The following is a 24,455-nucleotide window of genomic DNA, read 5'->3' as shown; positions in this document are numbered from 1 at the left end:
CGGCGCGGGCGCTTTCGGATGGCGACCATGAGGCCCGCCCAGCATGGCAACAGCGGACCGGGATTGCGGCGATTCCAAGATGCTTTGCGAAGCTTTTGGGGCAGGGCGCCCGCCAATTGGCGGCGACTGACTGAGAATCCTGGGGATTGCGGCCCAGATATGCGCGCTTGCCGGTTCCAATTGCGGCGTGATGGCTCTAAGTTGCCGCTGAACCGCCGACCCGCCCCGTGCGGGAGGGTGGCCCTCAAAATACAGGCAATCCGGGAGTTCTATCGATGTCCGTGATCGCGGAACGTTTGTCGCGAATCAAGCCCTCGCCCACCATCGCCGTGACCACCAAGGCGGCCGAGTTGAAAGCCGCCGGACGCGACGTCATCGGCCTCGGCGCCGGCGAGCCGGACTTCGATACCCCCGACAACATCAAGGAAGCCGCGATCCAGGCGATCCGCGGGGGCCAGACCAAGTACACCGCAGTCGACGGCACCCCGGCGCTGAAGAAGGCGATCTGCGCCAAGTTCAAGCGCGAGAACGGCCTGGACTACACCCCCGCGGAGATCACCGTCGGCACCGGCGGCAAGCAGGTGCTGTACAACGCCTTCATGGCGACGCTGAACCCGGGCGACGAGGTGATCATCCCGGCGCCCTACTGGGTGTCCTACCCGGACATGGCGCTGCTGGCCGAGGGCGAGCCGGTGTTCATCCCCTGCGGCGCCAACCACAATTTCAAGCTGACGCCGGAGGCCCTGGAGCAGGCGATCACGCCGAAGACAAAGTGGCTGATCCTCAACAGCCCGTCGAACCCGACCGGCGCCGCTTACACCCGCGAGGAGATGAAGGCGCTGACCGACGTGCTGCTGCGCCATCCGCAGGTCTGGGTGATGACCGACGACATGTACGAGCACCTGGTCTACGACGGCTTCGAGTTCACCACGCCGGCGCAGGTTGAGCCCAAGCTGAAGGACCGCACCCTGACGGTGAACGGCGTCTCCAAGGCCTATGCGATGACAGGCTGGCGCATCGGCTATGCCGCCGGCCCGCAGGCGCTGATCAAGGCGATGGCCAAGGTGCAGTCGCAGTCGACCTCCAACCCTTCCTCGATCAGCCAGGCCGCCGCGGTCGAGGCGCTGAACGGCACCCAGGATTTCATCGCGGAGCGCGCCGAGGCCTTCAAGGCGCGCCGCGACATGGTGGTCGAGATGCTGAACGACTGCCCCGGAATCCACTGCCACAAGCCGGAAGGCGCCTTCTACGTCTATCCCTCCTGCGCCGGCTGCATCGGCAAGAAGACGCCGGACGGCAAGACCCTCGAGACCGACGAGGACTTCGTCACCTACCTGCTGGAGTCCGTCGGTGTCGCCGCGGTGCAGGGCGAGGCCTTCGGCCTGTCGCCGCACTTCCGGGTTTCCTACGCCACCTCGACCGAGGCGCTGAAGGAAGCCTGCACGCGCATCAAGAAGGCCTGCGAAGCGCTGACCGACTGACCGGGAAGGGCGTGCTGTGTCACTGGACGCCCTGCTCGACGATCACGACGGCCTCGCCCTGGCGGAACTGATCCGCCGGGGCGAGATCGCCGCCCCGGAATTGCTGGAAGCGGTGATCGCGCGCATCGAGGCGCGCAATCCGGCGGTGAATGCGGTGGTGCACCGCGCCTACGACGAGGCGCGGGCCGAACTGACGGCCCGGGACCCCGCGACCCCCTTCGCCGGGCTGCCGTTCCTGGTGAAAGATCTCTACAGTTTCCGCAAGGGCTGGCCCTGCGGCAATGGCAGCGACTGGTTCGCCGACTACCGGGCCCCCTTCGACGATCCGATGGTCGCGCGCTGGCACGCGGCCGGCCTGACGGTCATGGGCAAGACCGCGACCTCGGAGTTCGGTCTCAACGTATCGACCGAGACGCGCCGGCATGGCCCAACGCGCAACCCCTGGAGCCTGGAGCACTCGGCCGGCGGTTCCAGCGGCGGTGCTGCGGCGGCGGTGGCCGCCGGGATGGTCCCCTTCGCCCACGCCTCCGACGGCGGCGGCTCGATCCGCATCCCGGCCTCCTGCTGCGGCCTGTTCGGTCTGAAGCCCAGCCGCGGGCGCAATCCGACCAGCGATGCCTGGGCCGGCCTGGCGGTGTTCCACGCGGTCAGCCGCAGCGTCAGGGACTCGGCGGCGCTGCTGGATGCCGTCTGCGGACCGCCGCGCCACCATCCCTTCTGCCTGCCGAAGCCAGAGGAGCCTTTCATCGCCGCGGCGGGGCGCGACCCCCGCCGGCTGCGCATCGCCTGGACTGCGAAGACGCCAGAGGATGTCGACTTGCATCCGGAATGCCGCGCGGCGGTCGAACGGGCGGCGGCCCTGGCGGCGGAACTCGGCCACGACGTGGAAGAGGCGGCGCCGGAAATCGATCACCAACTGCTGCGCCAGGCGATGATCACCATCGTCGCGGCGAACATGGCCGATGCGCTGGGGCCGGACAATCCGCTGTTGCCCGAAGGGGCGCGCGAAGGCCAGGTGGAAACCATCACCTGGCGCTTCGCCGAACGGGGGGCGACGATCCCGGCGGCGCAATACCTGCGCGCCGTGCAAGCCGTCCGCCAGATCGGCGAGCGGCTGGCCGCCTTCATGACGCGCTACGACGTGCTGATGACGCCGACCCTGGCGCAGCCGCCGATGCGCCTCGGCCTGCTCGACACCATGGCCGACGACTTCGACGGCTTCAACCGGGCGGTCCTGCCCTACGTGACCTTCACCCAGATGTTCAACATGTCGGGCCAACCCGCCGCTTCCGTGCCGTTACACTGGACTCCCGAGGGCCTGCCCGTCGGGGTGCAGATCGCCGCCGCGGTGGGTGAGGAAGCGCGCCTGTTTGCGCTCGCCGGTCAGTTCGAGCGGGCGCTGCCGTGGTTTGCCCGGCGGCCTTCGCGTTAAGTTTCAGGGGCCCCGCAGTGCGCCCCCGGGCGACCGCTAAAGGCGATACAATGGCGCATTCTTGCACATAACTTGCGAATTACTATCAAAACAGACAATTCTGTAAACAGTTATCAATCGAAATAAAAGATGTTTTTCTAGGCATACTCCTTAGTCAGCAAATCAAAGTTTACCCTTTCCTAAGGTGATCCGCCGACTATCGCAGCGTCCGGGGCCCTCGGCACGGCGTGCTGGCGGGTGATAACGCTGTCGAGTGAGAGAGATCCATGAACCCCTTTGTTGCCGTGAAGAGCATCAAGCTGACAACCAAGGCGATGGTGATGAACATCGTCCTCATCATCGTTGCCGCCGCCGCCTGTGCCACCGCCGCCGTCTTCGCCATCCAGGGCCAGATCCGCGAGCAGGTGGTGGAGCGCCAGTCGGCCAGCCTGCGCATCGCCGCCGACATCTTCGCCGAGAACTATCCGCAGCTTCAGGTGAGCAAGAAGGGCCTAGAGGTTGAGCGCATCGCTATCGACGCGCTGCCGGAGTTTCCTGACCACACCATGATCGACCGCGTCGGTTACCTGACCGGAGAGACGGCCACGGTTTTCGTGTGGGACGAGGAGACCAAGGACTTCTGGCGCCGCACCACCAACATCAAGAAGGATGACGGCAGCCGGGCCATCGGCACGCCGCTCGGCCAGAACGGCGCTGTCTATCCGATCGTGACCAAGGGCGAGACCTTCCGCGGCGAGGCGGTCATCCTCGGCAAGGACTACTACACGATCTACGCGCCGATCTTCGACAACGGCGGCAAGGTCATCGGCATCCTCTATGCCGGCGTGCTGAAGTCGAATATCAATGCGATTCTCGACCAGCTGACCCAGAAACTGGCGATCACCTCCGCGGTGACGATCCTGATCACCTCGCTGATCGCCTTCTTCGTCTACCGCCGGCTGCTGCGTCCGCTGCCGCGTCTCTCCAATGTGATGGACCGCCTGGCGCGCGACGAGACCGACGTCGAGGTCGCCTACCAGAAGCAGGGCGACGAGATCGGCGACATGGCCCGCGCGGTCCAGGTGTTCAAGGAGAACGCCCTGGAGAAGCGCCGCCTGGAGCGTGAGCGTGCCGAGCAGGAGAAGCGGGCCGCCGACGAAAAGCGCGCGGCCATGAAGGCCATGGCCGACGAGTTCGAGAGCTCGGTCGCCGGCAAGGTCACCTCCGTGCTGGATGCGGCCTCGCACATCGACGCTTCCACCAAGGAAGTGCGCGATCTGGCCGGTCAGACCACCGACAAGAGCAACCAGGTGAGCGGCGCGGCCGAGGGTGCCAGCGGCAACGTCGACAGCGTCGCCGCCGCGGCCGAAGAGATGTCGGCCTCGATCGGCGAGATCGCCCGCCGCGCCAGCGAGTCGGCCCGGATCGCTGCCGATGCCGTGCAGCAGGCCGAGACCACCAACCAGACGGTGCAGTCGCTCGACACCGCTGCCCAGAAGATCGGCGACGTGGTGAAGCTGATCAACGAGATTGCCGAGCAGACCAACCTGCTGGCCCTCAACGCCACCATCGAGGCGGCGCGCGCGGGCGAGGCCGGCAAGGGCTTCGCCGTGGTCGCCAACGAGGTGAAGACCCTCGCCTCCCAGACCACCAAGGCGACCGAGGAGATCTCCGACCAGATCAACGCGATGCAGCAGGCGACCACGGAAGCGGTCTCCGCCATTGCCACCATCCGCGGCGTGATCGGCCAGGTCAACGAGTCGACCACCGCGATCGCTTCGGCGGTCGAGGAGCAGAACGCAGCGACGCAGGAAATCGGGCGCAACGTGCAGTCGGCCGCGGCCGACACCGCGCGGGTGTCTTCCACCATCGCCGAGGTGCGCTCGGCTTCCGAGCAGACCATGACCGCCATCCAGCAGGCGGTGGCCGCAATCGAGGGCCTCAACGGCGATGCTAACGACCTCCAGCGGCAGGTCGGTGCCTTTCTCGACAAGGTGCGTCAAAGCGCCTAACGGGCGCGCGGAGCGCTCACAGCTTAAGTCCTGGCGTGACGGGAAAGGGCGGCTCTCGAAGCCGCCCTTTCTTGCTTTCCGGCGTCGGCCAGCCGGGATTGTCCGTGGATTGGCAGGGGTTATCCGTCATATCCTGGCGCCGTCTAGGCTGGACCGGTGCAGTCGGGAGGTGATGTGTACAAACTCTATTGGGCGCCCAACACCGGCGCCTTCGCACCCGATGCCGTGCTGACGCTCAGCGCGGCGCCGTTCGAGCGCCAGCGGGTCGATTACGACGGCAAGGAGCAGGAGGGCGAGGCCTACCGGCGGATCAACCCGATGGGCCAGATCCCGGTGCTGCTGCTGCCTGACGGCCAGGCCATGACCGAGTCCGCCGCCATGGTGCTGCATCTGATCGAGCGCTTTCCCGAGGCAAACCTGGCGCCCGTTCCCGGCAGCGCGGCACGGGCCGACTTCGACCGCTGGCTGGTGTTCCTGGCGGTGAACGTCTACGGCGCCATCCTGCGCTTCTACTACGCCGCGCGCTTTACCACCGATCCGAATGGCGCCGACGGTGTCCGCCAGGCGGCGGAGCGCGATCTGCAAAAACAGTTCGCGATCCTCGAGACAGCGCTCGATCGCAGCCCCTTCCTCACCGGTGAGGCTTTCGGCGCCGCCGATATCTATCTCATGATGCTTGCCGACTGGTATCGGCCGGCCCGCGAACTGCCGCGCGTCGGGCGCCTCTGTGCCGCGCTGGCGGAAGAGCCCCGCATTGCCGAGCTGCGCAAACTCTACGAACTCGGGTAAAGCCGCTCAGGCCGGCAGGAGCGCCTGCCTGACGGGGCTCAGGCGGCCAGGCGATGGGCGAGGCCGGCCTGGGGGTCGAGCCCCAGCATGAGGTTCATGTTCTGCACCGCCGCGCCGGAGGCGCCCTTGCCGAGGTTGTCGAGCACCGCAGCCAGCACCGCCTGGTCGCCGGCGGCATTGCCGAAGACGTAGAGGCGCATGTCGTTGGTGCCGTTCAGGCCCTCCGGGTCGAGGCCCTCCAGACCGGAGCCCTCCTCTGCCGTCGCGACGCTGACGAAGGCTTCGCCGGCGAAGTGCTCGGCCAGCACGGCGCGCAGGTCGGCCGGCTTGGGCTTGCCGGGCAGCGCCCAGAGCTGCAGCGGCACCTGCACCAGCATGCCCTTGTAGTAATTGCCGACCGCGGGCACGAAGAGCGGCGCGTGCTCGAGGCCGCCGTGCACCCGCATTTCCGGCAGGTGCTTGTGGGCGAGGCCAAGCGCATAGGCACGGTAGGCGCTCTTCAGGGCGTCCGCTGCCGCCGGGTCCTCGTAGCGCCGGATCAGCGCCTTGCCGCCGCCGGAGTAGCCGGAGACCGCGTTCACGGTGACCGGGAAGTCCTTGGGCAGCAGGCCGGCGGCGACCAGCGGGCGTACCAGGGCGATGGCGCCGGTCGGATAGCAGCCCGGGTTGCTGACCCGCTTGGATGCCTGCACCCTGGCGGTCTGTTCCGCATCCATTTCCGGAAAGCCGTAGGTCCACGCCGGATCGGTCCGGTAGGCGGTGCTGGCGTCGATCACCCGGGTCTCCGGGTTGTCGATCAGGCCGACGGCCTCGCGCGCCGCGTCGTCGGGTAGGCAGAGGATGGCGAGGTCCGCCTCGTTGAGGGACCTCTTGCGCGCGGCCGGGTCCTTGCGCTCGGCGTCGCCCAGACGGATCAGGCTGACATCGCCGCGTGCTTCCAGGCGGGCGCGGATCTGCAATCCCGTGGTGCCTGCCTCGCCGTCGATGAAAACCTTTGCCGTCATCTCTCTCGCGTCCTCAACGCCATACTGGATCAACAGTTCAGTCACGCAAAAACCAGCCCACCGCATCCCCGCGGGGGCCGCAAGTCGTCTGCGCGGCTTGTGACTGCCAATTATCCGCAGTCTCGGCGGCGAAGTCACTGAAATTCCGCGCCGCGCGGGCCAAAGCGGCGGGAATCCACGGCCCAGCCGACGGCCGGGCCCCGGGGATTTCAGTTGCCAGCCCGCCGGATTGTTTGAAACCATGGGCCTGCTAAAGGTTCAAGAAGGGCTCGGGGAAGGCCCGATCGCTCAACCAACGTGGACAGTTCGCCCCAGGTTTCAGGCCGGTTCGGCCATGGGGCCGGCCATGGGGGTAACTTCTCATGGTCCGACTCTGGGTCGGTCTTCCGGTCCTGGCCTCCCCTGGGGCGGCGAGGAGGAAACCATGACGTCCAGATCGGTAACGGCGGCGCGCTGCGCCGCCCTCGTGGGACCCTATACCAGCGGCAAGACCACCCTGCTGGAGGCCCTGTTGTTCCAGGCCGGCGCGCTGCACCGCAAGGGTGCCGTCACCGCCGGCAATTCGCTCGGCGATTCCATGCCGGAAGCGCGCGAGCGTCAGATGAGCACCGAGCCCAATTTCGCCCACTGCGACTATCTTGGCGAGACCTGGTCGTTCATCGATTGCCCGGGGTCCATTGAGCTGCTGCAGGACACCCACAGCGCCCTCATGGGCGTCGACGTCGCCGTGATCGTCGCACCGCCGGAGCCGGAGCGCTGCCTGACGCTGGCGCCGGTCTTCAAGTTTCTCGACGACTACCAGATCCCCCACATCCTCTTCGTCAACAAGATGGACAAGGCCTCGACGCGTGTGCGCGACCTGCTGGAGGCATTGCAGTCGGTGTCCGACCGGCCGCTGGTGCTGCGCCAGGTGCCGATCCGTGAGGAAGACGGGGTCACCGGCTTTGTCGACCTGGTGAGCGAACGGGCCTGGCACTATAACCTCGACAAGCAGTCCGACCTCATTGAGATGCCCGAGCAGGTGAAGGACCGCGAGGAGGAAGCGCGGCGCGAGCTGCTGGAATCGCTCGCCGACTTCGACGACGGTCTGCTGGAGCAGCTGCTGGAGGACAAGGTGCCGGCTTCGGCCGAGATCTATGAGCAACTCAGCAAGGACCTCGCCGACGACCTCATCGTGCCGGTGCTGTTCGGCTCCGCCGAACAGGGCCACGGCATCACCCGCCTGTGGAAGGCGCTGCGCCACGAGACGCCGGACCCGGCGGTGACCGCAGCGCGGCTCGGCGTGCCGGAGGACACCGGGGCAGCGGAAGACCTGGCCGCCAGCGTGATCCGAACGCACCACGCGCCGCACACCGGCAAGATGTCCATCGTGCGCATCTGGCGCGGTGCGGTGAAGGACGGCGACACCCTGGGCAGCGAGCGGGTGTCCGGCCTCTACCGCCTGATGGGTGCCGACAGCCAGAAGATCGACAGTGCTGGCCGCGGCGACCTGGTGGCGCTCGGCCGCGTCGACTCGCTGCGCAGCGGCGAGCTGCTGACCGCCGCCGGCGGGCAGAAGGACGCGGGCCTGCTGTGGCCGGAGACGCCCAAGCCGGTGTTCAGCCTGGCGATCCGGCCGCACAACCGCCAGGACGAGGTGAAGCTCACGTCCAGCCTCGCCAAGCTCAGCGAGGAAGATCCTTCGCTGGTCGTCGTGCACAACGAAGACACGGGCGAACTGCTGCTGCGCGGCCAGGGGGAAATCCACCTGAAGCTCGCGGTCGACCGCCTGAAGCACCGCTTCAACGTGGAGGTCGACGCGGCGCGCCCGCAGACCGCCTACAAGGAAACCATCCGCAAGGCGACCAAGCAGCATTCGCGCTTCAAGCGGCAGACCGGCGGTCACGGACAGTTCGGTGATGTGCACGTGGAGATTCGCCCGCTGCCGCGCGGCGAAGGCTTCGCGTTCGTCGACAAGGTGGTCGGCGGTTCGGTGCCGCGCCAGTACATCGGCGCAGTCGAGCACGGCACCAAGGAGTATCTCTCGCGCGGGCCACTCGGCTTTCCCGTGGTCGACGTCGCGGTCACGCTCTACGACGGGCAGCACCACTCCGTCGATTCTTCCGACCAGGCCTTCAAGACCGTCGCCCGAATGGCGATGTCGGAGGGCATGCCGAACTGCGACCCGGTGCTTTTGGAGCCGATCTACGAGGTCACCATTTCGGTGCCCAGCGAGTTCACCAACAAGGTGCACTCGCTGGTCTCGGCCCGGCGCGGGCAGATTCTCGGCTTCGAGATGCGCGCCGGCTGGAAAGGCTGGGACGATCTCAAGTGCCACCTGCCGGAGGCCGAGCTGCAGGACCTCATCATCGAACTGCGCTCGCTCACCGTCGGTGTCGGCAGCTTCGACTGGCGCTTCGACCACCTGCAGGAACTCACCGGCAGGCTCGCCGACCAGGTGATCGCCCAGCGCAACGGCGGCGATTAACGCTCGGCCCCGGCTTGCACCGGCACCTCGGTCCAGTCGAAGCCGAGGTCCTCGCGGAAGGCGAAGCGCTTCAGGTGATCGGCGACGACGCCACACAGCGTCGTCGCCAGCGCGAGGTCGTCGCTTTCCAGGGTCACATGCAGGCGGTCCGCCGCGGCGCGGAGGTTGCAGGTGGCGCCGTCGAAACGCACGACGCCTTGAGTGGCGTCGAAGGCGACTTCCAGGCGGTGGCTCCAATGCTTGCAGAGCTGTTGCAGGTAACGGCTCGCGTGCGCCGTGGCGACGTCGGTCTGATAGCGGGTCATAGCGGTGCCTTCTTCAGCCACGCTCGATAGCGAGAGCGGCGGTATCCAGGATCTCGGCGATCCGCTGCAACTCGTCGTCGCTCAGCCGGCCTTGCCGCTGGCGCAGCCGCAGGGCCATCTTGAGGTTTTCCATGGCGCGCACGATCTGCGGCGGGCGGCCGCCATGGCCCTCGTGTCCCGTCGTCATGCGGGCGAGGGCGGCATCCACCGCGGGCTGCTGCGTGGCCAGATAGCCGCGGCCTTCCTCGGTGATCGCGTAGAGCTTCTTGCCGTCGCTCTCCTCGACCGTGGCGTGGCCGAGTTCTTCCAGCAGGGTCAGGGTCGGATAGATCACGCCTGGGCTGGGGCTGTAGCTGCCGGCCAGGCGGTCCTCGATCGCCTTGATGATGTCGTAGCCGTGGCGCGGCCGTTCGGCGATCAGCGCAAGGACGACCAGGCGCAGTTCGCCGTGGTCGAAAATGCGGCCCGAGCCGCGGCCGCCGTGCCGGTGATGCCGCCCGTGGGGGCCATCGCCAGGGCCGCGATGCGGCCGACCGTGGTTCCACCGTCTTGCATGTCGTTCGTGCATGATGTCTCTCGATATGGTTTCGATATGTCGAAATTATAGATATATCGAAACCGGATCTTTTTCAAGAGGCCGATTCTTGTTTCCCCGCGCGGGGCGGGCCGGGACGCGTTGTCCTTAAGACTGCAGTGAAAAGTTAATTAGAATCCTTCCAGAAAATCTTGCATCTCACTGCGATATGCCTATCTCCCCTTCTATCTTTCCGTTCCTGGCCGCCGCCACGGCGGTCGGATTTTTCCGCAGGAGTGCCGAGAATGCAGATCAATACGGGCATCGCGGCCGAAGACCGCGCCGCCATCGCCGAAAGCCTGTCGCGCCTGCTGGCCGACACCTACACGCTGTACCTGAAGACCCACGGCTTCCACTGGAACGTCACCGGGCCGATGTTCCAGACCCTGCACACCATGTTCGAGCAGCAGTACACCGAGCTGTGGACGGCACTGGACGAGATCGCCGAGCGTATTCGCTCGCTGGGCCAGCCGGCGCCGGGCAGCTACGCCGCCTTCGCCAAGCTGACCTCCATCGAGGAAGAGGAGGGTGTGCCCGAAGCCAAGGACATGGTGCGCCAGTTGGTCGCCGGCCATGAGGCCGTCGCCAAGACCGCGCGCTCGATCTTTCCGGCCGCCGAGGAAGGCCAGGACGAGGTGACGGCGGACCTGCTGACCCAGCGGATGCAGGTGCACGAGAAGACCGCCTGGATGCTGCGCTCGCTGCTCGACTGAGCGGCGGGCAGCCCGTCAGGCCGCGGCTGCGGCGGATGCCTCGGAAGGCAGGGTGAAGCTGACCTTGGTGCCTTCGCCCAGCGTGCTTTCCAGCATGAATTGGCCGCCGTGCATCTCGACCAGCGACTTGGCGATCGGCAGGCCGAGACCCGTGCCGCCAAAGCGCCTGGCATAGGTGGTTTCGACTTGGCCGAAAGGGGTCAGCACCTTTTCGATGTTCTCCGGCGCGATGCCGATGCCGCTGTCGCTGACGGTGAACTGCAGGGCACCGTCGGCGGCAGCACCGAGCCAGACGCTGATGCGCCCCCCCTCGGGCGTGAACTTCACGGCATTGGACAGCAGGTTGATGAGCACCTGCTTGATGCGGCGCTCGTCGCCGTGGGCGGCGGGCAGCGCGGCGGCAATATTGGAATCCAGGGTCACGCCCTGGTTTTCGGCCTGTTTCTCAACCAGGCGCAGGCAGCTCTCCAGCAGCGGCACGGGGTCGAAGGGCTCGCGCTCCAGCACCATCTCGCCGGCTTCGACCTTCGACATGTCGAGCACGTCGTCGACGATGTTCAGCAGGTGGTGGCCGGACAACCAGATGCTGTCGGCATATTCACGGCGGGTTTCTTCCTTGTTGGCCGTCGGCAGCTGCGACTTCAGGATTTCCGAGAAGCCAAGGATGGCATTCAGCGGCGTGCGCAGTTCGTGGCTCATGGTGGCGAGGAACTCCGACTTCAGCCGGCTGGCTTCCTCGGCCCGTGCCGCCGCGCGCGCCAGGTCCAGGTTCTCCCTGTGGTGATGCCTGCTCTCCCGCTCGCTGCGCCAGACACCGAAAATCAGTAGCAGATAGAGCACCAGGAAGGTCGCACCGACGACCATCTGCATCAGCACCTGGCGGCGTTCGATGTCACCCAGCAACGCGGTAACGTCGTAATAGACTTCGAAGACGCCCTCAATGGCGCCGGAGGCCGAGGTGATCGGCACGTAGCTGGCCAGAACGTCGCGGTTCTCGACGGTCTGCTCAAAGGCGCTGAATGAATCGCGGTGGGTCAGTTCGCTGGCATGGTGACCGGTGCGCGCGGCGAGGAAGCCGTTGTTGCCGCTCTTGTCCTCGCCGATCTGCGCGGGCTCGCTGGAAAACACCGTCAGGCCGTTCAGGTCGTAGATCTTGACCTTGAGGATCGCGAGATCGCGCAGGCGCGTGAGCAGCCGCTCACGGATGGCCTGCGTTTCCGGATGCTGGCGGATCGCTTCGGGGGTGAGGAAATGCGCCGTGGTGAGGAAGCCCGCATGAGAATCCCAGATATGGTTGGAGAACACCTGCGCCAGGGCGATGTTGCTGCGCTCGGCCGTTGCCGTCAGGTCGTCGCTCGCAACTTCCTTGTACATGCTGATCAGCAGCATGCTGGCGGCGATGACGACGAGCCCGGCGAAGAGCGCGAATCGCTTGGTGAGGGACAGAGAGTAGTCCGCCATGGCAGTGCTGGGCCCGGATCCGGTTGAGGCTCTCGGTTCGCCGGCAAATTTCCGACATTGTTGGATAGCAAAGGGCTCTTTCCATTTGATTAACCTTGGGGCGAATTTCTTTCCCGGAGACCTCCTTTTCGCGGTAACCGGCGGCTCGCATTTAGTTGACTTGTCGGGGTTCGCCGTGCGGGCTACGTCCTTGGGAGCAGAAAGCTGCTCAAAACCGACCAATCTTCGAGAGCCGTCAAGGGAGCCCGCAAGCACATGTTGATCCGGATCCGCAAGGGGTGGGAGATCCCCGACTCCCAGGCAACGCCCGAGACAGTTTTCCTAAATCGCCGCCGCCTGCTGAAGACAGCGGCGGCCGGCTCGGTGATGCTCGGCGCCGGCGGGCTGCTGGCGGCCTGCGATGACGACCCGGCCCAGGCGGCCGCCGGAGGGGATTCCGAGACGGCTTCCGCGGCGGAGGGGGGCGATCCTTCGGCCAAGCTTTACCCGGCGCCGCGCAACGAGACCTATACCCTCGACCGGCCGATCACCGACGAAGGCTTGGCGACCACCTACAACAACTACTACGAATTCGGCTCCTCCAAGAACATCTGGCAGAAGGCCCAGGCGCTGCCGGTGCGGCCCTGGACCGTCACTCTGGATGGCATGGTCGAACAGCCGATGGAGATCGGCATCGACGACCTGCTGGCCAAGATGCCGCTGGAAGAGCGCGTCTATCGCCACCGCTGCGTCGAGGCCTGGTCGATGGCTGTGCCCTACAGTGGCTTTGCGATGAAGGCATTGGTCGACCTCGCCCGTCCGCTGTCGTCGGCCAAGTATGTGAAGATGACGACCTTCGAAAACCCGGATGTCGCCGGCGGCCAGCGCGCCGCCTGGTACCCCTGGCCCTACATCGAGGGGCTGACCATGGCCGAGGCGCGCCACGACCTCGCCTTCATCGCCACCGGCCTCTACGGCAAGCCGATCCCCAAGCAGAACGGCGCGCCGCTGCGTCTTGCCGTGCCGTGGAAGTACGGCTTCAAGCACATTAAGGGCATTGTCCGTTTCGAATTCACCGACCAGCGGCCGAAGTCGTTCTGGGAAGCGATCCAGAGCAGCGAGTACGGTTTCTGGGCCAATGTGAACCCGGAGGTGCCGCACCCGCGCTGGAGCCAGGCCTCCGAGCGCGTGCTGGGCCTGAACGAGCAGGTGCCGACGCTGCTTTACAACGGCTATGGCGAATACGTGGCCGACCTGTACAAGGGCATCGATCCGCAGCAGGAAGCCCTCTTCATGTAGGCCTCTCCACGTAAGAACCCCCTGCGTCGCCAACGCCTTCGAAGCCACCGAGACGGCCCGTGGTCCCCAAAGGGACCCGGGCTTTCTTTATGGGCGGTTCAGGCGGCTTGACCCTGAAAAGAAAAATGCCGGGCCCGAGGGCCCGGCAAGTTGAACAGGGAGGCTTCACGTCTGGGAGACGTAGGACCTAAAAAGGCCCTTCTCCAAGCGGGGGGCGCTTGGAACACTTTATCCGGCGCGACGCCGGAAAATCCGTGGGATGCTGCGACGCAACATCCGATGCCCTGAAAATAGGGATTTGAGTTTCTTTTACTACATACATTCGGGCAGTGGAGCCATGCGGGTTCCGCATGGCTATCTAAATCTTTGATTTCGCTGCCATAAAACGGTAACCCACCCCCCTATTCCAGGGGCCGAAAACGACCGCTGCAGGGATGCAGGATAACACTCAAAAGTTGGATTCAGCAACTTTACGTAGCAGGAAATCCCGGAACACCGAGATCCGCTTGGAGCGCCGCATTTCCTCGGCATAGACGAAGTAGGCGTCGAACTGCGGCCCGCTGAGCTCCGGCAGCACCTGGACGAGGTCCGGGTTGCTGGCCGCCATGAATTCCGGCAGGGCACCGATGCCGGCCCCGGACTGGACCGCCTTCATGACCCCGTAGACGTTGTTCACGGTCATCGCGGCACGGCGCAGCTGGCCGTCCTTGTAGCCGACCCGCAACAGCCAGTTCACGTCGGGCACCGGCGGGCGCACGTCCTCGCCGTAGACCACGATGCGGTGCTTGTCGAGGTCCTTGGGCGTCTGCGGCACGCCGTGCTTCTTGATGTAGCCGGCGGCGGCGTAGATGTGCATGTGCACGGTCATCAGGTGACGCTGGATGAGATCGGCCTGCCGGGGCGGCGAGAATCGGATCGCCAGGTCGGCCTCGCGCATGGAGAGGTCGACCTCGCGGTCGAGCAGCAGCAGGTGGCACTCGATCTCCGGGTAGATCTCGATGAACTCGCTCATCCGCGCGGCCAGCCAGTGGGAGCCGAAGGCCACGGTGGTGGTGATCTTCAGCGGGCCCTTGGGGCGGTCCTTGCTCTCGGTCAGCTGGGCCTCGGTCATTGCCAGCTTGCCGAAGACCTCGTGGGCGGTGCGGTACAGCAACTCGCCCTGTTCGGTGAGGATCAGGCCGCGGGCATGACGGTGGAACAGCGGCACCTTGAGGCTGTCCTCCAGGGCCGAGATCTGGCGGCTGACCGCCGACTGGCTGAGGTTCAGCAGCTCGCCGGCATGGGTAAAGCTGCCCGCCTCCGCCACCGCGTGGAAGATGCGCAGCTTGTCCCAATCCATAATGGTGGCCCCAATGCCCCGCTTCTGGGGCAGGCCAACATCGTCGAGCATTTTCGCCTCCTGAAGGCGACCAGGCGCCTGCCGAGACGGCAGACCGGTGGAAAATAGGGTCGTTCAGCCGGAATTCCCGGAGAAACCCCCGTAAAACCCCGTGAAAACTAGGGCGCAGTATAGGCCGGAAGGGTTAACGAGGCTATTCCGCAGCCTTATCGGCCGAATCTTCCATTTCCGCCAGGAATTTTTCGGTTTCCAGGGCCGCCATGCAGCCCATCCCGGCGGCGGTAACTGCCTGGCGGAACACCTTGTCGACGCAGTCGCCGGCGGCGAAGACGCCGGGGGCCGAGGTGCGGGTGGAGCCGGTTTCCGCCAGGATGTAGCCCTCATCGTCCAGCTTCACGGCGCCGCGGAAAACCTTGGTGGCCGGGTCGTGGCCGATGGCGATGAAGACGCCGTCGCAGGCAATCTCGCTCAGGGAGCCGTCCAGGGTGTCCTTCAGGCGCACCCCGGTGACCCCATCCATCGGCCCGTCGCCGCCCAGGATGTCGTCGATGACGGCGTTCCAGCGCACTTCGACGTTGGGGTGCCGGAACAGGCGGTCCTGGGCGATCTTTTCGGCGCGCAGGGCGTCGCGGCGGTGGATCAGGGTCACTTTGGAGCAGATGTTGGCGAGGTAGAGCGCCTCCTCGACGGCGGTGTTGCCGCCGCCGACCACGACCACTTCCTTGTTGCGGTAGAAAAAGCCGTCGCAGGTGGCGCAGGCGGAGACGCCGCGGCCGTTGAACTTCTGCTCGCCGGGGATGCCCAGCCAGCGCGCCTGGGCGCCGGTGGCGATGATGACCGCGTCGGCGGTGTAGGTGGTGCCGCTGTCGCCCTTGCAGACCAGGGGCCGCTTGGAGAAATCGACCTCGGTGATGATGTCGGAGAGAATCTCGGTGCCGACGTGCTCAGCCTGCTTCTGCATCTGCTCCATCAGCCAGGGCCCCTGGATGACGTCGGCGAAGCCGGGATAGTTCTCCACGTCGGTGGTGATGGTCAGCTGGCCGCCCGGCTGCAGGCCGTGGACCAGCAGCGGCTTCAGGTTCGCACGCGCGGCATAGATCGCGGCGGTCAGCCCGGCGGCGCCGGAGCCGATAATGAAGACCTTGCTGTGGCGGGTGGCGGCCATGACGGGGAACTCCGGACTTGGGGCGGGAATCGGCAGGGTGTCCCTGGAAAATAGAGACGCCGGCGGGCCCTCGCAAGGCGGCGAAGCGCCGCGCCGGCAGTCTGGCCGGGCAGTCTGGCCGAGCAGTCTGCCGGTGATGGGGTGGTCGGCCGGTTGAGCGCCTCCGCGCTCCCCCTTTGCGTGGCATGCAAGGCTCTATTCGACAGAAAACATGTGTAAATTTTGACAAAGCGTATAGGCTGAAGCTTCCTCATGGCTCTCATTTTGTGGTTCCCGCGATGACCGACGCCGGCCCGCCCTCCTCCGGCGCCTCCTTCTGGCAGCTGTTCAAGCCGAAGATCTTCACCGTGCTGGCCGAGGGCTATGGTCTTGCCCACCTGCGCGCCGACGCGGTTGCCGGCCTGACCGTCGCGGTGGTCGCCCTGCCGCTAGCCATGGCGCTTGCCATTGCTTCCGGGACGACGCCGGACAAGGGCCTGGTCACCGCGGTCATCGCCGGCTTCCTGATTTCCGCCCTGGGCGGCAGCCGCTTCCAGATCGGCGGACCGACCGGCGCGTTCGTCGTGGTGGTGTTCAACGTCATCGCCCAGCACGGCTACGACGGTCTGCTGCTGGCCACGCTCATGGCCGGCGTCATGCTGGTCGCCGCCGGCCTCATGCGCTTCGGCACCTGGATCAAGTACATCCCCGAGCCGGTGGTGACCGGCTTTACCGCCGGCATCGCCGTCATCATCTTCACCAGCCAGCTAAAGGATCTCTTCGGCCTGCAGCCCGAAGCGTTGCCGGCCGAGTTCCTGCCCAAGCTGCACGCCCTGTGGACGGCGCGCGACACCCTGGACCTGGCGACCTTCGCGATCGCGGCGGCGGCCCTGGCGGTGATCCTGCTGTTGCGCCGCTATGCGCCGAAAGTGCCGGGCTTCCTGGTGGCGGTCGTCGGCGCCGCGCTGGCGGTCTGGGGCCTCGGCCTGCCGGTCGAGACCATCGGCTCCCGCTTCGGGGAGATCCCCTCCAGCCTGCCCGGCCTCCAGCTGCCGGCGTTCAGCCTGCAGCAGGCCGTCGAGGTGCTCCCCTCGGCCTTCACCATCGCTTTCCTTGCCGGCATCGAGAGCCTGCTCTCCGCCATGGTGGCCGACGGCATGACGGGCGCGCGCCACCGCTCCAACTGCGAGCTGGTGGCTCAGGGCATCGCCAACACCGCCTCGGCCTGCTTCGGCGGCCTGCCAGCCACCGGCGCCATCGCGCGCACCGCCACCAACATCCGCACCGGCGCGCGCTCGCCCATTGCCGGCATGCTGCACGCGGTCTTCCTGCTGGTCTTCATGCTGGCAGCGGCGCCGCTGGCGTCTTACGTGCCGCTGGCCAGCCTCGCGGCGGTGCTGGTGATCGTCGCCTGGAACATGAGCGAGATCGACAAGTTCCGCCATCTGCTGAGCGCGCCGCCGGGCGATGCGGTGGTGCTGCTGGTCACCTTCATGCTGACGGTCATGGTCGACCTGACGGTCGCCATCGAGGTCGGCGTGGTGCTGGCGGCGATCCTCTTCATGCACCGCATGGCCGGGGTGGTGCAGGTGGAAAAGGGTGTCGGCTTCCTGCAGGGCGACGTCGACGACGCGCAGATTCCGGCGCTCGACTACGCCTTCCAGACGCTGCCCGAGGAGGTCGAGATGTTTTCTCTGCGCGGGCCGCTGTTTTTTGGCGCCGCGCGCAGCCTGCGCGATGCGCTGGAGGCCATGCCGACGCCGCCGCGGGTCTTCATCCTGCGCATGCGCAACGTGCCGATGATCGATTCGTCGGGCGTCGCCGCGCTCTCGGACTTTCTGCGCCGCTGCCGCGAAAGGGGCGTCGCTGTCATCGTCTCCGGCATCCGGCCGCAGCCGCGGGAGGTTCTGGCGCGCATGGGCGTGGGCTCGGGAGCTGCCGCGGGTGGTGGGGGCCGCCACGACAACCTGCGCTTTGCCGACAACTTCGCGGCCGCGCGGGAGATGGCCACTGCGATGATCGAAAGCGGTATCGCGGAGTAGCGCGCCTTAGTTCTCCGGCGCGGCTTCGCGGGCCTCGGGATTGAGGCGGCTGGCGACCGGCGTCGCCGCGTGGCCGACCGGCAGCGCGGTGCCGGTCTCCGCCGGCTTCTCGCCGGCGACGAGCCGGTAGAGCGCCAGCGCGGCCGTGACCCCCTGCAGGACGGCGAGGCAGGCGAAGAGGGCGGGCGCGCCGAAATGGCTGATTGCGAGGCCGCCGGCCGGCGGGCCGAGCACGATGCCGACGTTCATCACCAGCACCAGGCCGCCCGAGGCCGCCACCATCTGGGCCGGCGCCAGGCGGTCGTTGGTGTGGGCGACGCCGAGCGAATAGAGCGGCAGCACGAAGGCGCCGACCACGGCAATGGCGGCATAGAGCCAGACGGTGCCGGACAGCAGCGGCGCGGTGGCGGCAAGGAAGCCGCAGGCGGCCAAGGCGACCAGGGCCGCGCCGGCGATGACCAGGCGCCGATCGATGCGGTCGGAGAGCGCCCCCAGCGGAAACTGGCCAAGGACGCCGCCCAGGGTTCCCGCCGCGACCAGCAGACCCACCTGGCCGACCGGCAGGCCGATGGCGACGCCGAAGAGCCCCAGGCCCACGTAGAAGGCCCCCTGCGAGATGCCGTTCACGAAGCTGACCGACAGCCCCAGGGGCGAGAGGCGGAAGAGGTCGCGCATGGAAAGGCGCGCCGGTGCCTCGAAGGCCTGGCCCTGCTGGGCGGACAGCAGCATCGGTACCAGGGAGAGTGAGATCAGCACCGAGACGATGACGAACAGTAGGTTGCCGCCGCTGTCCGGGATGCCGAGCAGCAGCTGGCCCAGCGCCACGCCGCCGGTCTGGGTGATGAAATATATGGAGAGCAGCGCCGCGCGGGTGTGGTTGTCGGCGCGCCCGTTCAGCCAGCTTTCCGCCACCACGTAGAGGCCGGGAAAGCAGAAACCGGCGAGCGCCCGCATGGCGGCCCAGGACCAGGGATCCGCCGTCACCATGTGGATGAGCGCCGCGGTGGAGCACAGCGAGGCCAGGGCGCCGAAGCTGCGGATGTGGCCGACCGCGGCGACGATGCGCGGCGCCACCAGGCAGCCGAAGAGGGCGGCCAGCGGATAGGCCGCCTGCATGAAGGCGATCTGCGTCGCGCTGAAGCCCAGTTCGGTCGCCCGCGTGGTCAAGAGCGTGACCAGCAAGCCGTTGCTGATCATCAGCAGCAGCATGCCGAGGAACAGCGGCCAGGAATCGTAGATGCGGCGGGCGAGCATGGGGGCAGGGGTCCTTCAGGTGAGCGGCGGTAGCCGCTCCTGCTCCCCTATCCGGTTTTGAAGGCCGCTACAAGTTCAGTGAAATGGGACGGCAGCCCCCTCACCCAGCTGCGCCTAAGTTCGGTCTTGCGACCTCACTAAGGCTCCGCATCCCTCTCCCACGGAGGGGAGAGGAAGAAGGGCGGCGGCATCGAAGAAAGCCCTCTCCCCTGGTGGGAGAGGGATGCGCAGGCTTGGCGCGGCAAAGCCGCGCCTTAGCCAGAGCTGGGTGAGGGGGAGGGGCGTTACCAGCTGCCGGTGTTCTGCATCGACGCCCAGGGCTCCTGGGGCGGCAGGTTGTCGCCCTTCTGCAGCAATTCGATGGAGATGCCGTCGGGCGAGCGCACGAAGGCCATGTGGCCGTCGCGCGGCGGGCGGTTGATGGTGACGCCGCCGTCCTGCAGGCGCTGGCAGGTGGCGTAGATGTCGTCCACCAGGTAGGCGAGGTGGCCGAAGTTGCGGCCGCCCTGGTAGTCCTCGGTGTCCCAGTTGTAGGTCAGCTCCACCAGCGGCGCCTTGTCCTGCTTGGCGCGGCCGACGTCTTCCGGTGCCGCCAGGAACACCAGGGTGAAGCGGCCCTTGTCGTTCTCCATGCGTCGGACCTCCTGGAGGCCCAGCTTGTTGCAGTAGAAGTCGAGCGAGGCGTCGAGGTCCTTCACCCGGACCATGGTGTGCAGGTATTGCATCGAAAGCTCTTCCTGATTTTGTGGGTTATGCGGGCGCGTGTTGTTTCTTGCTCAGGCCACAATTTAGGGCCATTGCCGCCGGATTTGTAGGGGCATCATGGTCAGCCAGGGCGGAGGCAGGTCCGGAAAGGAAAAAGATCGTCATGCTGCGGCGCTTCGTGATCTTGGGTGTGCTCGTTACCGGCGCCGGCTGTTTGTTCATCGTCTGGTTGCTTCTTGCGCTGCCTCCGCTCTGCGGTAAGGCGGTGGTGCAGCAGGCCGTTTCGCCCGATGGCCGCTATCGGGCTTCGGTTTCCGAGGGCAGCTGCGGAGCGACCACAGGGGTTGCGACCTACATCACGATGGAGCGGAATTTCGACAGCCTGTTGGCGAAGGAAGCCGACGTGCTGATCGCCGATGGCGATCGCGCGCGGCTCGAGACGAGCGTCCAGTGGGCCGGGCCGCGCAGACTCGTCGTTTCCTGGCGGGGCTCAGAGCAGGTCTTTCTCGCGGAGACCGAGTTGTTCGGTGTGAGCGTCGACTACGTTGCCCTCTAGAACCCGAACATGTGGTCGAAGGAGAAGGCCTTCTCGCCGTTGGTGAGGCCGTGGTAGCCGAAGAGGCGGCAGGTGGTGTCGCGGATGATGACGTAGCCGGCGGGGCCGGCCTTTTTCATGTCTTCGGCAGAGAAGAAGTCGGACGGCGTCCACAGCAGCGAGCCGCCGCACGCGATCTGGACGGCGTGTTCGGCGAGAGGCTGGCCGTCCGCATCATGCAGGATGAGCGTCGTCGCGCTCTTATCGTGCCACGGCGTCGAGGCCGGATAGATGAGGTGGCAGAGCGCCTCGTAGGGCTGAGGCCCGAAGGAGAGGAAGAGGCGCGTCGAGAGCCCCGGCGCGCGCCCGGCATAGGACTGCGGCTCGCCCTTGTAGGTCAGCACCGCGTTGAAGATGTGCGCGCCGAAGGAGGTTTCCGCGACGTGCCCTGAGGCCTTGTCCTCGTAGCGGAAGAGGCCGTGCAGCCAGCCGTCGGCCTCGCCGCCCGCGGCGAAGTCGTAGACCAGTTCCATGTGGCCCCAGTCCGAACCCGCGCCGTCCACCAGGTCCTCGATGTCGACGAGGGTCGCGTGATTGCGCGGCAGCTTGCCGAGCGACTTGCCGCCGATCTCTTTGCCGTCGGGATCGTAGGCGTAGAGCGCCAGCGGCAGGTTGGCTTGGCAGGTCGACATTGGCGTGGGTAATGCGAGCGAGCGGAAGCGTCCGCGCGGCAGGATCGGCGCCGGCAGGATGAAGCCCTTGCCCAGCAGGTTCGAGAGTTCGGGGATGCGCGGGTCCGGCTTCAGGTCGACCCGCTCCACGTTGGCGTGCGCGATGCGGCGGCGCGGCGGATTGACAGCGCCGTTGGCGATCACTTCGTAGCGCGGACGCACGAAGTGCTTGCCGGCCTGCACCTCGATCTGCTGCGGCCAGCGCGCCTCGGGCAGCAGATCCGCCGTGTCGATGGCCAGTGTGCCGAAGGGCGGAATCGCGCGGTCCAGCCAGGCGATCTTTTTCTCGCCCATGAGGTTGAGGCCGACGCTGCCGGCGGGCACCGTTGCGGGATGGCTATTCTGTACCCACAGCAGCACCGTCTCGCCGTCCTTGGGCGCCGGCACGCCGGCATAGAGATCGGCGGGCCAGGCATTGGCATCGTGGGTGCAGGAGAGCATCTCGTCTCCATCGCCGTAGGTGTCCAGCGCGTACTTCACGATGTCATGGCCGGCGACGCCGCAGACGTGCAGGAAGAGGCTGCCGGTGAAGTCTTCCAGGTCGAAGCGTTCGCGCACCTCCTGCGAGTCGATGACGACGCTGGCGTAGGCGCCGGGCAGCGGGTCGGACCACTCGGCGAGCGGCTGGCCGTCCTCGTCCATCAGGCAGCACCACGCCGTCGGCGCCTTGGCCCCGTAACCCGACCAGTAGTTGGCGGTTGCCAGCCGCGTATGGTGACCTTGGCCGTCACGGAACAGCACCAGGTTGGTGGCGAAGTTCAGGCTGTCGAGATAGTTGCGCGTGTTCGTCAGCATGCTGTCCGGCAGGCGCAGCGCGTCGAGGCTCGCCACTTCGGCGCCGGCCGGCAGCAGGTGGCGGATGTGCGCGACGAGGCGCGCGCTGTCGAAGGCAGTGACGAAGATTTTCTTTGCCTTGGTCTCCGGCAGGTCGGTGACCGGCTGCGCCTTGCACCCGAGAATGTCGTGGCCGATGTCCTCCAGGTCCTGCACGTAGACCGCGGCGATGTCGAGGCCGGAGAGATCGTAGATCTCGGCGAAGGCGCGCGCATAGCCGAGGGGATCGTAGACCGCGATCGGACCCGTGCCGAGATCCTGCAGCAGGTCCGCCGCCTGGCGCGCGGCCAGCGGGTGGCCGATGGCCTTGAAGAAGGCGTTGCCGCCCTTGGCGTTGCTGAAGGTCTCGATGTTGAGGGCCATTACACTCTCGAAAGGGTCAGAACGGAATCACTTGCCGAAGCGCAGTAGTTTCTTGGTCCAGGCGGAGAAGGCGTGGCGCTTCAATTCGCGCTTCAGCACGCTTTCATCGGTCAGCCAGTTCAGCTGGATGGAGCGGCGCTGCCCGACGAAGGGCTTGTGGCCGTGCCAGGCCTCGGGCGCGCAGCGGAAGGCGACCAGGGTGCCCGCTTCGGGCGGAACCTCGGCGGCGTAGTCCTCCAGGTCGTCGGGACCGTTCAGCATGCGCAGGCGCCCGCCATCGGACTCCCAGGCGCTGTTCAGGTAGATGAGGGCGGTCACCAGCTTCGTGCGCGAGTCCGTGTGGATGGCGCCGTCCTTGGCGCGCGACTGGCCGCGCAGGGTGACCATGGTCGGCCGCCCCTTCAAGTCGATGGCGAACTTCGCCCCGAAGGCGGCGGTGACCTCCGGGCCCTGCAACTCGTCCAAGAGGGCGGTGAAGGCGGGGCCGCATTTCAGGCTGCTCGCCGGAAAGCTGCCGCCGCTGGTGATTTTCGGGAAGTCGCGTTCCACCGCGGGCAGGGCGTCGCGCTTCAGGAAGCCGGGCACGATGAGGAAGTCGAAGGGCGCGCGCTGCAACGCCGTCGCCTCGAAGCGGTCCAGGTCGAGGCGCGGGGAGCGCGGGGTGGTTTCGGCGGCGAGACTCGACAAGCGGCGGCTTTCCGATCGGGTGATCCGCAGTGGACTCAGGCAATCTTTTTACTGGGGGGACAGGTAAAGATCAAATGAGCCAGATCAAGCCCCGGCCCTACGGCACAGCTGGCTCACGCGGCGGGGCGCCGCGTCAGGTGGTCCAGCAGAAGGCGGCGGATTTGTCCGGCGACCCGCCGGGTCTCGGCCAGCGGGGTGTAGGTCCACTCGGGCAGGCTCCCGTCAAAGTCGCGGGTGATGCCGGCCTGCTGCAAAGCGGCGTGGAAACGGTCGAACTTCGGCGCGTGGCCCTGCAGTTGCACCGTATGCACCGGCTTGCCGGTGCTGCAGGCCTCCGAGACCATGTTCACCGAATCGCCGGTCACCACCAGGTGGTCGGCCAGGGCCAGGATGCCGAAATAGGGGTTCTCGCCGGCATTGTCGCCTTGGGCGTCCCAGATGTCCGCGGGGAGACCGTGGAGGCCGTGGCGCAGGATCTCCTCGTTGCGCGGGCCGGTGCGCCGCGACGGGGTGATCATCAGGCCCCAGCCCTCGCGCGCCAGTTTGGCAAGCCGCTCGGTCAGCGTTGTCATGGTGCGGGAATCGAGGCGGAAGACCTTGTTGTCCCCGCCGATCAGCACGCCGATGCGACGCTCCGGCAGGTGGGCGTAGCGCGCCCGGAAGCGCCCGGCCGCTGCCGCCAGGCGCTCCGGCGTCACCTGTCCGAGAGAGCCGCGGGTGGTCAGCACGTTGGGTGCGCGCAGGCGGTCGTGTTCCGGCGTGACGATGAGGTCGATCAGGGCCGGGTCGATGGCCGGGTTCTGGATCTGCACGGTGAAGACGCGCCCGCCGCTCAAGCGCCGCAGATCACGGGTCAGCGGCACGGTCTGCCGCCCGCTGGCAATCCACAGGTCGGGCCAGGGCGGCGCCAGGCGGTCGCCCTTGGGACCGAGAGTTGCCAGGGGATCGCGAATGAGCGCCGCCGGCAGCCAGCGCCACGGCTTCGTGACGGAGATGCGCTTGATTTCCGGCATGAATCCCAGGGCCTCGGCAAGCCCCTTGCACTGGATCTCCATGCCCGCCTTGCCATCGGTGACCACCCAGCAGGAGAGCCCGGCCAGGGCATCGGCGTCGGTCGTGGAGGAGAAATCAGTCGGGGAAGGAACGTCGGCAGGGTTCATTGCGGACGCGACTATGCGCCCCACGCCGCAGCCGGTGCAAGGCCGAAACCGAGGCGCTCCGCCGGCTTTTCGCCCCGGCGGGTGGCGAAACAAAGCGGTTTCACACAGCCGGTCCGGGTTGTCTTGGGCTTGCCAGCCGGGGCCCTCGGGTAATATTGTTACTCAG

General features: G+C 66.7%; 20 protein-coding genes. 9 read left to right on the top strand and 11 right to left on the bottom strand.

Going from position 1 to position 24,455, the window contains the following annotated elements; all coding sequences use genetic code 11:
• The first annotated feature begins 275 nt into the window (after positions 1-275).
• The 4 genes from WDC82_RS02355 to WDC82_RS02340 all read left to right on the top strand — a co-directional run bounded on the left by WDC82_RS02355 (position 276) and on the right by WDC82_RS02340 (position 5,693).
• Positions 276-1,481, top strand: a complete 1,206-nt coding sequence (locus WDC82_RS02355; RefSeq protein ID WP_340115648.1) for an aspartate transaminase — start codon at positions 276-278, stop codon at positions 1,479-1,481.
• Between the two features lie 16 nt (positions 1,482-1,497).
• Positions 1,498-2,913 carry an amidase gene (locus WDC82_RS02350; protein ID WP_340115647.1) on the top strand — a complete coding sequence of 472 codons (1,416 nt, stop codon included), beginning with the start codon at positions 1,498-1,500 and terminating at the stop codon, positions 2,911-2,913.
• Between the two features lie 266 nt (positions 2,914-3,179).
• Positions 3,180-4,904, top strand: a complete 1,725-nt coding sequence (locus WDC82_RS02345; RefSeq protein ID WP_340115646.1) for a Cache 3/Cache 2 fusion domain-containing protein — start codon at positions 3,180-3,182, stop codon at positions 4,902-4,904.
• A gap of 174 nt (positions 4,905-5,078) precedes the next feature.
• A complete protein-coding gene (locus WDC82_RS02340; RefSeq protein WP_340115645.1) occupies positions 5,079-5,693 on the top strand; it encodes a glutathione S-transferase family protein in 615 nt (204 codons plus the stop codon).
• Positions 5,694-5,731: 38 nt separating this feature from the next.
• Here WDC82_RS02340 and argC read toward each other — a convergent pair whose 3' ends face one another.
• On the bottom strand, positions 5,732-6,697 hold the full coding sequence (argC, locus tag WDC82_RS02335; protein WP_340115644.1) for an N-acetyl-gamma-glutamyl-phosphate reductase: 966 nt from the start codon (positions 6,695-6,697) through the stop codon (positions 5,732-5,734).
• Positions 6,698-7,121: 424 nt separating this feature from the next.
• Between argC and WDC82_RS02330 the strand changes: the two genes are divergently transcribed.
• Entirely contained in the window at positions 7,122-9,164 is a 2,043-nt protein-coding gene (locus WDC82_RS02330) for an elongation factor G (RefSeq protein ID WP_340115643.1), read from the top strand.
• On the opposite strand, the gene WDC82_RS02325 is transcribed toward WDC82_RS02330, so the two are convergent.
• Both WDC82_RS02325 and WDC82_RS02320 read right to left on the bottom strand, forming a co-directional pair.
• Positions 9,161-9,469, bottom strand: coding sequence for a DUF2218 domain-containing protein (locus WDC82_RS02325; protein WP_340115642.1), 309 nt, complete (start codon positions 9,467-9,469; stop codon positions 9,161-9,163). The genes WDC82_RS02330 and WDC82_RS02325 overlap by 4 nt on opposite strands.
• 13 nt (positions 9,470-9,482) lie before the next feature.
• Positions 9,483-10,037 carry a PadR family transcriptional regulator gene (locus tag WDC82_RS02320; protein ID WP_340115641.1) on the bottom strand — a complete coding sequence of 185 codons (555 nt, stop codon included), beginning with the start codon at positions 10,035-10,037 and terminating at the stop codon, positions 9,483-9,485.
• 251 nt (positions 10,038-10,288) lie between these two features.
• Between WDC82_RS02320 and WDC82_RS02315 the strand changes: the two genes are divergently transcribed.
• Entirely contained in the window at positions 10,289-10,756 is a 468-nt protein-coding gene (locus WDC82_RS02315) for a Dps family protein (RefSeq protein WP_340115640.1), read from the top strand.
• Between the two features lie 15 nt (positions 10,757-10,771).
• On the opposite strand, the gene WDC82_RS02310 is transcribed toward WDC82_RS02315, so the two are convergent.
• Complete coding sequence (locus WDC82_RS02310; RefSeq protein ID WP_340115639.1) at positions 10,772-12,217, bottom strand: ATP-binding protein; 1,446 nt, start codon at positions 12,215-12,217, stop codon at positions 10,772-10,774.
• 255 nt (positions 12,218-12,472) lie between these two features.
• Between WDC82_RS02310 and msrP the strand changes: the two genes are divergently transcribed.
• The gene (msrP, locus tag WDC82_RS02305) at positions 12,473-13,495 is read left to right on the top strand and encodes a protein-methionine-sulfoxide reductase catalytic subunit MsrP (RefSeq protein WP_340115638.1); all 1,023 of its coding nucleotides are present in this window, start codon (positions 12,473-12,475) and stop codon (positions 13,493-13,495) included.
• 448 nt (positions 13,496-13,943) lie between these two features.
• Here the strand turns inward: msrP and WDC82_RS02300 are convergent, their stop codons facing one another.
• The gene (locus WDC82_RS02300; protein WP_340116940.1) at positions 13,944-14,834 is read right to left on the bottom strand and encodes a LysR family transcriptional regulator; all 891 of its coding nucleotides are present in this window, start codon (positions 14,832-14,834) and stop codon (positions 13,944-13,946) included.
• Positions 14,835-15,027: 193 nt separating this feature from the next.
• Positions 15,028-15,999 (bottom strand): thioredoxin-disulfide reductase, encoded by a 972-nt coding sequence (trxB, locus tag WDC82_RS02295; protein WP_340115637.1) that lies wholly within the window; start codon positions 15,997-15,999, stop codon positions 15,028-15,030.
• 278 nt (positions 16,000-16,277) lie between these two features.
• On the opposite strand from trxB, the gene WDC82_RS02290 reads away from it, so the two are divergent.
• Positions 16,278-18,020: a SulP family inorganic anion transporter gene (locus WDC82_RS02290; RefSeq protein ID WP_340115636.1), complete on the top strand. Its 1,743-nt coding sequence runs from the start codon at positions 16,278-16,280 to the stop codon at positions 18,018-18,020.
• 6 nt (positions 18,021-18,026) lie between these two features.
• Here WDC82_RS02290 and WDC82_RS02285 read toward each other — a convergent pair whose 3' ends face one another.
• Positions 18,027-19,274 carry an MFS transporter gene (locus WDC82_RS02285; protein ID WP_340115635.1) on the bottom strand — a complete coding sequence of 416 codons (1,248 nt, stop codon included), beginning with the start codon at positions 19,272-19,274 and terminating at the stop codon, positions 18,027-18,029.
• Positions 19,275-19,558: 284 nt separating this feature from the next.
• The gene (gene gloA / locus WDC82_RS02280; protein WP_340115634.1) at positions 19,559-19,999 is read right to left on the bottom strand and encodes a lactoylglutathione lyase; all 441 of its coding nucleotides are present in this window, start codon (positions 19,997-19,999) and stop codon (positions 19,559-19,561) included.
• A 143-nt stretch (positions 20,000-20,142) separates the two neighbouring features.
• On the opposite strand from gloA, the gene WDC82_RS02275 reads away from it, so the two are divergent.
• Positions 20,143-20,535: a hypothetical protein gene (locus tag WDC82_RS02275; RefSeq protein WP_340115633.1), complete on the top strand. Its 393-nt coding sequence runs from the start codon at positions 20,143-20,145 to the stop codon at positions 20,533-20,535.
• Here WDC82_RS02275 and WDC82_RS02270 read toward each other — a convergent pair.
• The 3 genes from WDC82_RS02270 to WDC82_RS02260 all read right to left on the bottom strand — a co-directional run bounded on the left by WDC82_RS02270 (position 20,532) and on the right by WDC82_RS02260 (position 24,289).
• Positions 20,532-22,442, bottom strand: a complete 1,911-nt coding sequence (locus tag WDC82_RS02270) for a hypothetical protein (RefSeq protein ID WP_340115632.1) — start codon at positions 22,440-22,442, stop codon at positions 20,532-20,534. The genes WDC82_RS02275 and WDC82_RS02270 overlap by 4 nt on opposite strands.
• 27 nt (positions 22,443-22,469) lie before the next feature.
• A complete protein-coding gene (locus tag WDC82_RS02265; RefSeq protein ID WP_340115631.1) occupies positions 22,470-23,129 on the bottom strand; it encodes a 2OG-Fe(II) oxygenase in 660 nt (219 codons plus the stop codon).
• Positions 23,130-23,242: 113 nt separating this feature from the next.
• Entirely contained in the window at positions 23,243-24,289 is a 1,047-nt protein-coding gene (locus tag WDC82_RS02260; protein WP_340115630.1) for a mitochondrial fission ELM1 family protein, read from the bottom strand.
• Positions 24,290-24,455 lie beyond the last annotated feature (166 nt).

It is taken from the genome of Pelagibius sp. 7325 (assembly GCF_037652055.1).
Classification (GTDB): domain Bacteria; phylum Pseudomonadota; class Alphaproteobacteria; order Kiloniellales; family Kiloniellaceae; genus Pelagibius.
Note: the sequence above shows the minus strand (reverse complement) of the source record. Positions and strands in the feature narration are given on the sequence as shown.